11 protein-coding genes are annotated in these 9,805 nt (G+C 58.0%); 8 read left to right on the top strand and 3 right to left on the bottom strand.

Annotation, left to right across the window (positions count from 1 at the left end; translation table 11 throughout):
* Nucleotides 1-228 precede the first annotated feature (228 nt).
* The 4 genes from SMD27_RS23780 to SMD27_RS23765 all read left to right on the top strand — a co-directional run bounded on the left by SMD27_RS23780 (nucleotide 229) and on the right by SMD27_RS23765 (nucleotide 3,254).
* Entirely contained in the window at nucleotides 229-1,203 is a 975-nt protein-coding gene (locus SMD27_RS23780; RefSeq protein ID WP_320510946.1) for a fatty acid desaturase, read from the top strand.
* 177 nt (nucleotides 1,204-1,380) lie between these two features.
* Complete coding sequence (locus SMD27_RS23775; protein ID WP_320510945.1) at nucleotides 1,381-1,698, top strand: cold-shock protein; 318 nt, start codon at nucleotides 1,381-1,383, stop codon at nucleotides 1,696-1,698.
* Between the two features lie 186 nt (nucleotides 1,699-1,884).
* Nucleotides 1,885-2,361 carry a flavin reductase family protein gene (locus SMD27_RS23770; RefSeq protein ID WP_320510944.1) on the top strand — a complete coding sequence of 159 codons (477 nt, stop codon included), beginning with the start codon at nucleotides 1,885-1,887 and terminating at the stop codon, nucleotides 2,359-2,361.
* A gap of 206 nt (nucleotides 2,362-2,567) precedes the next feature.
* Nucleotides 2,568-3,254, top strand: coding sequence for a methyl-accepting chemotaxis protein (locus SMD27_RS23765; protein ID WP_320510943.1), 687 nt, complete (start codon nucleotides 2,568-2,570; stop codon nucleotides 3,252-3,254).
* 24 nt (nucleotides 3,255-3,278) lie between these two features.
* On the opposite strand, the gene SMD27_RS23760 is transcribed toward SMD27_RS23765, so the two are convergent.
* Nucleotides 3,279-3,794, bottom strand: coding sequence for a GreA/GreB family elongation factor (locus SMD27_RS23760; protein ID WP_320510942.1), 516 nt, complete (start codon nucleotides 3,792-3,794; stop codon nucleotides 3,279-3,281).
* A gap of 231 nt (nucleotides 3,795-4,025) precedes the next feature.
* Here SMD27_RS23760 and SMD27_RS23755 point away from each other — a divergent pair, with 231 nt between their 5' ends.
* Both SMD27_RS23755 and SMD27_RS23750 read left to right on the top strand, forming a co-directional pair.
* Nucleotides 4,026-5,201, top strand: coding sequence for an NAD(P)/FAD-dependent oxidoreductase (locus SMD27_RS23755; protein ID WP_320510941.1), 1,176 nt, complete (start codon nucleotides 4,026-4,028; stop codon nucleotides 5,199-5,201).
* Nucleotides 5,202-5,249: 48 nt separating this feature from the next.
* Nucleotides 5,250-5,777, top strand: a complete 528-nt coding sequence (locus SMD27_RS23750; RefSeq protein WP_320510940.1) for a glycine cleavage system protein R — start codon at nucleotides 5,250-5,252, stop codon at nucleotides 5,775-5,777.
* 24 nt (nucleotides 5,778-5,801) lie between these two features.
* Here the strand turns inward: SMD27_RS23750 and SMD27_RS23745 are convergent, their stop codons facing one another.
* On the bottom strand, nucleotides 5,802-6,581 hold the full coding sequence (locus tag SMD27_RS23745; protein ID WP_320510939.1) for a hypothetical protein: 780 nt from the start codon (nucleotides 6,579-6,581) through the stop codon (nucleotides 5,802-5,804).
* Nucleotides 6,582-6,640: 59 nt separating this feature from the next.
* Between SMD27_RS23745 and SMD27_RS23740 the strand changes: the two genes are divergently transcribed.
* Nucleotides 6,641-7,891, top strand: a complete 1,251-nt coding sequence (locus SMD27_RS23740) for a D-amino acid dehydrogenase (RefSeq protein WP_320510938.1) — start codon at nucleotides 6,641-6,643, stop codon at nucleotides 7,889-7,891.
* A gap of 22 nt (nucleotides 7,892-7,913) precedes the next feature.
* Here SMD27_RS23740 and SMD27_RS23735 read toward each other — a convergent pair whose 3' ends face one another.
* Nucleotides 7,914-8,714, bottom strand: coding sequence for a maleate cis-trans isomerase family protein (locus tag SMD27_RS23735; RefSeq protein WP_320510937.1), 801 nt, complete (start codon nucleotides 8,712-8,714; stop codon nucleotides 7,914-7,916).
* A 189-nt stretch (nucleotides 8,715-8,903) separates the two neighbouring features.
* Between SMD27_RS23735 and SMD27_RS23730 the strand changes: the two genes are divergently transcribed.
* Complete coding sequence (locus SMD27_RS23730; RefSeq protein ID WP_320510936.1) at nucleotides 8,904-9,599, top strand: hypothetical protein; 696 nt, start codon at nucleotides 8,904-8,906, stop codon at nucleotides 9,597-9,599.
* The last annotated feature ends 206 nt before the right edge of the window (nucleotides 9,600-9,805 follow it).

The raw sequence follows: 9,805 nt of genomic DNA, 5'->3' as shown, positions 1-9,805 counted from the left end.
ACCCCGGCTATGACCACGGCTACTTCTTCATCCAATCCTTCGTCGAAGACCATCTCCGCCATCACCATAAGGCGCTGATCGCTTGAGACGGCACAGCCTCAATCGGTTGTAGTGGCCACCGGGCTTTTTCCAGAAGCCCGGTGTCCCTTTCAAATCTGTTGGCCTACATCGCCGCTCACCGCCCGATCAGGGGTTGCTTTTATGCCGGCCATACCGCATGAAATCGGAATGTCGATCACGCATAATTCAACTGAAAATCAACGCTTTCATCGCTTGAATTTCCAGATGGCAATTGGCTATGGCATTGCCAATCTGGCGGTCTTGCTCCTGTTGCCCACTCTTGCCACGCGGAATATCGGTGGCCTTGGCATCCATTGGGGATGGTTGGCATTACCTGTGGTTCTGACCAGCAATGGTTTCTGGGCATTGCTTCACGAAGCCATCCACAATCTCTTTGCGTCCGACCGGAACATCAATCGCCGGGCCGGGCGGTTGATGGCCGTTCTTTTCGGCTCGTCCTTTCGCATGTTGCGCTTCGGCCACCTCACGCATCATCGCTTCAACCGCCACCCACTCGATCGACCCGACTGCTTCGACCCGGCGCAGTCTTCTGCTTTAGCGGCACGCTGCCGCTTCTTTGCCGAGACATTCGGCGGTCTCTATCTCATTGAACTTCTGACGCCCCTACTCTACTGGCTGCCGCGCCCGATCATTCTGCGCCTTCTGGGCCGGGTTTATGCGGGAGAGGAACCGCGTCTCAAACAGCTTCGCCAACTGGCGCATCAATCTCTGGGTTCAGCCCGGACCATCGTGGAAATCCGCCAGGACGCGATGGCTGCCCTTTTGCTTTATGCTTTGTCGGCCTGGCTCTGGGGCAATCTGTGGCCGGTACTGGCCGGTTTCATTTTAATCCGCGGTTTTCTGATCTCATTCTTGGACAATATCTATCACTTCAGGACACCGGTGGACCGTCCGGATTTCGCCTACAACCTGCGTTTGGCCCGGCCGTTACAGACCTTGATTCTGAACATGAATTTCCATCGGACCCACCACCACCATATGCATCTTGCCTGGTGGCAGTTGCCGGGCCAATTCCGCCAAAGCGGCGAGGTTTTCGATAGGAATTATGCACATGTCGCGCTCGAACAATTGCGCGGCCCCGCCCCCATCGGCGTGCTGACTTCGGACCAAGCCGTGCCTTAGCACTTCGGCCCAACCCCGTCCCATATATTAAAAATCCCCTAATTTTGGCGAATCAGCCGCTTGCTTTTCGCAAAGATGGCCCGCATGCTGTTGGCGGCAATTCAGCATTGGACGCTCCTTCGCGAAGGGCTTTGATGGTGGAGCGCCGGTTATTCATCTTCTTGCAGAGTGAACAACATGACTGATCACAATCACGGTGGTGGTTCGGAGCTCAGGGGCCGAATCAAGTGGTTCAACACCGAAAAAGGATTTGGGTTCGTCTCGCCGGCTGATGGTGCCCCGGATGTGTTCTTGCACATCTCCGCCCTCAAGGATGCCGGATTACAAGATGCACCCGAAGGGTCGACGATCCATTGTGAAGTCGGCCAGGGACGCAAGGGGATCCAGGTGCTGCGCGTCATCACCTTGGATACGAGCACGGCTACGCCACGCCAGCAGCAGCCGCGCAGACCGTTCCAGCCTCGCGGTGGCCACGGCGGGCATCACGATCGATAAAGAATAACCGTCGCGCGAGCGATGGCACAAAAAGCCGCGGTGTCATCACCGCGGCTTTTATTTTGCGCCCCCTAGTCGCCGCTTGCCGTTTACCTGCCCGCTTGTTTTGCGATCGATGCGCTGATATTGCCAATCCGCGCTGCTTATGCAGGATAAGTCGACGTGTTGCGTGACGAGGGATGATGGATGCCGATCGATCAGCGGGAATTTCGCGCCGCTCTGGGACATTTCGCGACCGGCATCACAGTCGTGACGGCGCGGGCCAAGAATGGCGAATTGCTTGGCATCACGGCTAACTCCTTCAATTCGGTTTCCCTCGTGCCGCCGCTGGTTTTGTTCAGCTTGGATCGACGCGCTTTGAGCCTTGCAGCTTTCGAAGAAGCCGGCGGCTTCGCCATCAACGTGCTGGACGACACCCAAAGCGACCTGTCACGCAATTTCGCCCGGGCCATGGGCGATAAATGGTCGGGCGTCGATTATGAGCAGTGGGAAACCGGAAGCCCCATCCTGACCAGTTGTCTGGCCAATTTCGATTGCCGAACCTATGCCATTCACGATGGCGGCGATCATCGGATTTTCATTGGCGAGGTCCTGCGCTTCTCGGCACAGCCGGAAGGAAATCCTCTGCTCTATTTCCGCGGCGGTTACGCGGCCCTGAAATGATAATTTAGCCCGTCCGATCCGGCGGGAAACCTTCATTTCATAAGCTGTGCGATAGGACATCTGAAAGTTATCGGTAAATTTCACTGATACTTAACCTTTTTCGCCGATTTTTTAACACCATCCGAGCAGTGCACAAAAATGGCAATGAGGGTTCCGAGTGGAAATTCGGAGCCAAGCCGAGGGGAGGATTTGCTTTGGATTCCGGCATGTTGGATACCTGTGGTGTGGATCCGCGCCTAGAGGCGATGCTATCGATCAGCAGCCGCATGAATGGCTGCCTCTATCGATGCCGCAATGACAGCGCCTACACGATGCTGTTCATCTCAGATTCCGTCTTGCCGATGACCGGCTATCCGGCAAGCGATTTCCTGAACAATCAAGTTCGCACCTTCACATCGATCTGCCATCCCGAGGATACCGCGAGGGTTGATGCCGCCGTTGGCCACGCGCTGGAAACGCGCGGTCAGTGGGATCTCGACTATCGCCTCGTCGGCCGCGATGGCCAGGAAATCTGGATCCACGAGACCGGGGCCGGTGTCTTTGGCCCCAATGGCGATCTGCAGTTTCTGGAGGGCGCCATTACCAATGTCACCGACCGGAAGCGATTGGAAAGCGAAGTCCAGGCGATGCTCGATCGCATCGCCGTCATCAGCAACTCCATCGTCAAGGATACGACGACGATCCTCGATGTCTTGCGCGCCTTGAAGATGCTCGCCTTGAATGCGCGGATCGAGGCTGCACGCGCCGGCGAACAAGGGCTTGGCTTTGCCGTGGTCGCGCAGGAGATCAAATCACTGGCCACCTTGACCGGTGAATCCGCGGAACGCATTACCGGGCTGATGAAAGAGTTGCATGTCGTGCTCAATCAACAGCAACAGTCGCAACGCCATTAAGGTGGCGAGGCTAAAGTCCTGCAGTTAGGCCCGCCGATAGGTGATGCCGGTGATCTCCAGATCGAGATCGCCGGCAGGCCGTTTCCAGGTCACGACATCGCCAACAGAAGCATCAGTCAGCGCCAAGGCCAGCGGCGAGACCCATGACAGCCGCCCGGCGGCCGGATCGGCCTCATCTTCGCCGACAATTTCGAAGCAGCGTTTTTTATCGGCATCGTCCAAAGTCTCGACCACCGCACCGAATGCGACCTTGTCGTGCGGCTGTTTAGCCGGATCGATCGGGATAGCGCGCCTCAGTCTTTCCCGCACATATCTTAAATCACGCTCGACGATCGCACGTGCCTGACGGTCGACCAATTCACCGTTCGCCGCGCCGCTATTTGGCATGCCCATCGCCGACAAGCTGGCCTCCAGTTCCGCCAACTGCTGCTGCAACGCGGCGAGACCTCGCAAGGTCACGTAGTTCGGATGCGGGCTCTGCTGGCGTTCCGGCACCTCGACCGAGGGATCATCGGATTCTTTGACGAATGCGCGGCTCATGCTCCAACCCTCTTAACGCTTCCCATCTCGCTGCCAAACTAGCGGCCACAACGAAAGACACCCTGCTCGGATGGACGACGCTGCAGCAGATGGGGTCATGCAGCGGTGACACGGGCCCGTGCCTGCGATTCATTGGACCGCAGCCCTATTATCCAGGTAAAACTGCCGCCTGGGAATGGCCGGCTTTGGCCGGCCTTAAAGGTGCCTCTGGCTGATCTTCGGATAGGACAAATGCAGCAAAGCGATGTGGTTATTATCGGCGGCGGGGTGATCGGCAGCTCAGCCGCCTATTTTTTGGCCAGCCAACCCGGCTTCCAAGGCTCGATCACGGTGATCGAAAAGGATCCGACCTATAACGAGGCGGCAACACCACGCTCGGCGGGCGGTATCCGACAGCAATATTCGACACCGGAAAACATCCTGATTTCCCAATTTGGTGCTGCCTTCATCAAGGCGGCCGGCGACCATCTTGCGGTCGATGGCGAGGCACCGGATCTGCAGTTCCATGAAAATGGCTATCTCTTCCTAGCCACCGAAGCCGGCAAGACGGTCCTTACGGCGAACCAGCAATTGCAACGCCAATTGGGCGCCGCCACCGAACTGCTCGACCCGGCTCAGTTGCAGCAGAAATTTCCTTGGCTCAACACCAGTGACCTTGCAGCCGGGTCCTTCGGTCCAGTCAACGAAGGCTGGCTTGATCCCTATAGCTTGCTGCAAGCCTTCCGCCGCAAGGCAAGATCGCTGGGCGTCAACTATATCAAGGACGAAGTCGTCGGCCTCGATCACAGCGGCCGGCAGGTCACGGGCGTCAAATTGCACTCTGGCGCCACGATCTCCTGCGGTATGGTTCTGACTTGCGCCGGTATCCAGGCGGCCCATATCGCCGGTCTCGCCGGCATCGACCTCCCCGTGCGGCCGCGCAAGCGCTACATCTATGTCTTCGATTGCCGAGACAAGATCGCCCGCGTCCCCTTGACGATCGATCCCAATGGCGTCTGGTTCCGCCCTGAGGGCGCCAACTTCATCAGCGGCGTTTCCCCGGCAGAAGATGAAGATCCGGATAGCACCGATTTCGAACTCGATTATCGCCTTTATGAGGATCTGATTTGGCCGACCCTGGCCAATCGCGTCCCAGCTTTCGAAGCCATCAAGCTGGTCCGCGCCTGGGCGGGTCATTACGACTACAATACGATGGACCAGAACGTCATCATCGGCCGCGCGCCACAAATCGACAACATGATCATCGCCAGCGGCTTTTCCGGCCATGGCCTGCAACAATCCCCTGCCATCGGTCGCGCCTTGAGCGAGTTGGTCACCTTCGGCAGCTACCAAACGCTCGACCTTAGCCGTCTCGGCTATGACCGCTTGCTGAACGGCCAGTTGATCCAGGAGGCAAACGTCGTCTAGGCTAGAGCTTCGCTTGCTTTGCAGCCTTACCGGTCGGAGGAAAAGATCATGGCCAAGACAGCGCTGATTTCCATTATCTGCGCCGATCATGCCGGCTTGATCGCCGAGGTCACCGGCCGGTTATTCGATCTCGGCGCCAATCTCGCCGATACCACCTTCGCCGTTCTCGGCGGTGGCGCCGAATTCACCTTGGTCGCGCGCTTGCCGGAAGGTACGTCGCTCGCCGATATCGAAGCGGATCTGAGAGACTTGCCGCTTTTGGCCGATGCGAAACTGATGGTACAGCCGTTTCAATATCGCGAAAGTCATGACGACAGCGCGCAGATTACCCATCGGGTGGAGATCGTCGGCGATGACAATCCCGGCCTGATCGCACGGCTGAGTGAAGCTCTGCCGCAATTCGACACCAATATCGTCCGACTGAATTCGGAAAGCGTTCCGTCAGCCAGCGGCGCCCGCTTCGTGCTGCGCATGGCACTCTCGGTACCGCCGGATAAGGCGGCAAGCTGCATGGCGGCCATCGCCAATACGGCCGGCCAGTTGCAGCTCAAATGTCATTGGCAGGAAGTGCGCTGAACGGCGCGATCGCTATCGTGCTGATTAATAGCCCTTCGGACACTGCAGGTTCTGTTGCGCGGCGTTGACATCTGCGGCATAACGCGGCCGGTTCACGCATTGGCCATTATATCTAGCGACCACCGCATTCAATTGATTGGCCAGGTTGTTGTAAGCCGGGCGCAACGAACTCTGGATGGAGTTGCGGATGCCTTGCTGTTGCGCCAGCAGGTCTTGCAGGACACGATGGCCGACCGCATCTCCCGGCGCCAGCGACGTCGCTTGTGACTTTACCTGTTGATCGATGTTCGCCAATTCCTGCTGGCGCTCGTTCAACAGATCCTGTCGAATCGACAAGTCCCCCCGCATGTTCGACATTTGCTGATCCATGCAAAGGCACTCGCGCAGCTCCGTCACGCTCAAAGCGGGACCAGCAATCGGTAAGGTCGTGGTGGTGGTGGTGGTGGTTACAGGCGCAGGAGCCGGCGCTGGGACGGCGATCGGCGCCGGCGCGGTGGTCACAGGTGCGGGGGCCGGTGCAGGCATAGGCAGCGGCGCGGGCGCCGGCGCTGGCGTGGTCGTTGGGCTAGTTGGGGTGAGCGGTGTCGAGGTGATTGTCGATTGCGCGAGTTGCGGTGTCTCCGCCCAGGCGGCCGTACCGATCGTTTGGAAGCCAATGACCAGGGCCACTAACGCGACGGCTGGTTTCATCGTTTGGCCAAGCCCCATTTTGCGGCTACCGGTCCAGCAGCTGACCGAAGACCACCCGATTAAGGTCTGCCCTTTTTGCATCGCCCACCCCTTATGTTCCGTGATTTCCGTCATGTTGTATCCGCAGGAATTATGGCAAGCTTGCTGCCTCTTGAACAGCGGGACGCGATGACATGCATGTGATCATCATGGGAGCCGGCTTGATGGGGGTAACCACGGCCTATTACCTCGCCAGGGAAGGTCATCAGGTTACTGTTGTAGATCGGCGCACCGCTGTTGCCCAGGAAACCAGCTTTGCCAATGCGGGGCTACTGACGCCGGGTCACGCTGCGGCCTGGGCCAGTCCGCGGGCGCCGATGATCCTGCTGCAATCGCTTTGGCGGAAAGATACTTCGCTACGCTACCGGCTGAAGCTCGATCCGAGCATGTGGGCCTGGACACTGCAATTTCTCGCCAATTGCACCGCCGAACGCAATCGCGCGAACACGCTGATCAAGCTTCGTCTTTGTCTTCACAGCCAACACGAAACGGACCGCGTCACACGCGAGACCGGCATCGCCTGGGACCGCACCTCCAAGGGCGCTCTTTACCTGCACCGCAACAAGGGCCAGATGCAGGCCGCTCAGAGCAATTTCGCCATGATGCATGATGAAGGCATCAAGCTTCGCACCCTTAGCATGGAAGACGTCGTTGCACTGGAACCGGCTTTGGCACCGAGCAAAGACAAACTAGTCGGCGCGATCTATGTCGAAAGCGATGAAAGCGGCGACGCGCGTAAATTCACCGAAGCTTTGGCCGATATCTGCCGTGGTCTCGGTGTCACTTTCCGTTTGAATGAGCGGATCGACCGGATTGCCGGCAACAGCGATGGCATTACCGGCGTTCAATCCCAGCTTGGCGAGCTGAAAGGCGATGCCTATGTCCTCGCCCTCGGCAGCTACAGTCCGCAGCTTGTGCGCCCGCTTGGCCTCAAACTGCCGGTCTATCCGGTCAAAGGTTATTCCGTTACCGTGCCATTGCGCGAAGCCGCAGCAGCGCCAACGATCGGCGGCGTCGATGAGCAGAATTTGGTCGCCTTCTCACGGCTGGGCAATCGCATGCGGCTGACCGGCACGGCCGATTTCTGCGGTTACGATACCGAATTCGAAGCGCATCATTTTACCCATATGCTGAAGGTCGCCCGCGAACTCTTCCCCCAAGGCGGGGCTTATGATCAGCCTGATTACTGGGCCTGTCTCCGCCCCATGACACCGGACGGACCGCCGATCATTGGTCGATCGGCGATTCCCAATCTCTGGCTCAATACCGGGCAGGGTCACATGGGATGGACCATGGCTTGCGGTTCCAGTCAGATTCTGAGCGACCTTATGGCGAACCGAAAACCCGCGATCGATCCTGGCGGTTTTCGACCGGATCGTTACTAGCCAGATGTGGTCGATGTAGTCCTTAAAGCCTTGCGGTGAACAAGCGTCCCCATTGCGGCAGCGGATCGGCGATGCCGGCGAGCCGCAGACAGTGCCAAGCCAAGGCGTGATTTGAAGACGTCACCGGCTTGCCCAACTCGCGTTCAAGATCGTCGGCGATCTCCGCCAGACGCAGGCTGGTGCAAGAGACGAAAACCGCATCGACCTGCGGATGCCGCCCCAGTTCCAAAACAGCAGCGCGAAGCGAGCCCAGGCTGATCCTGGCGACTTCGTTGTCATTCTCATGATTGAATGACCCGACGACTGGCACGGCAATTCCACGCGCTTCGATATGAGCGCGCAGCATCTGGTTGACTGAATCAATATAAGGCGTCAGCAAGGCGATGCGCTTTGCCCGCAACACCTTCAGGCCGGCGATGGCGGCGGTGATCGGTGTGGAACAGGCAACGCGCGGCCGTACATCGCGAATGCGCGCAAAAACATTCTCTTCCCCGATCACCACCGTGCCCGAAGTGCAGGCATAGGCGACCACGTCGAGATCGATGCCAGGCAGGATTACCGACGTGGCCGCAGAGATGCCTGTCTCCATTTCCTTCAACGATGTCGGATTGATCGAGATAGGACTGGGAATACGGCTCTGATAAAGCGCGACGCCCTCCAAGGTGAAAATACGGCGAAATTCATATTCCAGTGTGTTGTCCGTGGCGAGCACGATAAGGCCGATTTTCGCGCGGTGAGCAATGCCGCGATCCAAGGTGAATGGAAGATGCGACCGGTTGAGCTGCAACGTGCCTTCTGATGACATTTGACGTGCAAGTGACATTACCCTCTCCCCGTTCCGGCGAAATAGCCTCTCGGTGCGAAACCTCACGCATGCTGCGAAAAGAGTCGCGACAATGCAGACCTGTGGGTATGATTCACGCAGCAACGATTATAGCCCGCAGATGTTATGTCGTCATGGAATTCGATTCCGCCGGCATTACGGGGAATCTGCGGATCGAATGACAAAGGGATGATTGAAATGCCGAAAATCACGAGGCAGAGACGGGGTTTAACTGCACCGGCCCTGCAAGCGGCCGCCAGACTGGGCTTGGTCGTCTGGTCTGCCGGACTAGTCATTGGCGCCCTGACCGGACTTGATCCGGCCCAACCGGCGAATGCGCAACAGGTCGAAACAACCGTTCCCCTTGGCACCGGCAACCTGAGCGCCACCGCCTATCAGCCCATTGCCGCGGGGACCGCCTTCGATACGATTGTTCAGGACCCGACTGATTCAGCCAAGTCGACGCTGGAAGGTGCGGCCTTGGACAGCATCAACGCGGAACTGGTCAAGACGGGATATCGCATCGATCAAAATGCGCCTTTGGTGATGCTGGTGAGTACCGATCTTGTCCGCGGCACGTCGAAGGAAGCGACGATTGAAGAATTTCGGGGGGATGGCGAAACCGGCTTCACTTATGAGCACAATGTTTTTTCCAGTACGAAACGTAGCCTGTTAAAAAAGCCGGCTCCAGATACCACCCCAAACACGTTTCGGATCAGCCTGTCAGTTTATGACCGCAAGACTGGTCTTTATGTATGGCGTGGCTCAATCGATCGAGGAACATCCGATCTTACTCCGGACAAGGCTACCGACCGCATGGTTCCCCCGCTGATTGCCGCTATCGGCAAGTCCGTCAACAAACAGGTCGCCATCGGCCACGACTGACCTCCCTCGTGTGGCGAGGTCCACGAAGACAAGCTCCATCCGAATCCGGCCAGCCGGCGATCAGGCATCGCCCACTGGCTGCTACCCGTCATGACTCTCCGATCATGTGCCGAGGGCGTGACGACGGTGCTTTGATGCAGGTTGATGCTGCCGGATCGTTCCGAGTAAACTGTCTGCCACATAGCTGTATACAGCGCATTTAAGCG

Source organism: Dongia soli (assembly GCF_034044715.1).
Taxonomy (GTDB): Bacteria; Pseudomonadota; Alphaproteobacteria; order Dongiales; family Dongiaceae; genus Dongia_B; species Dongia_B soli.
This window is presented reverse-complemented; position numbering and strand designations above follow the sequence as displayed.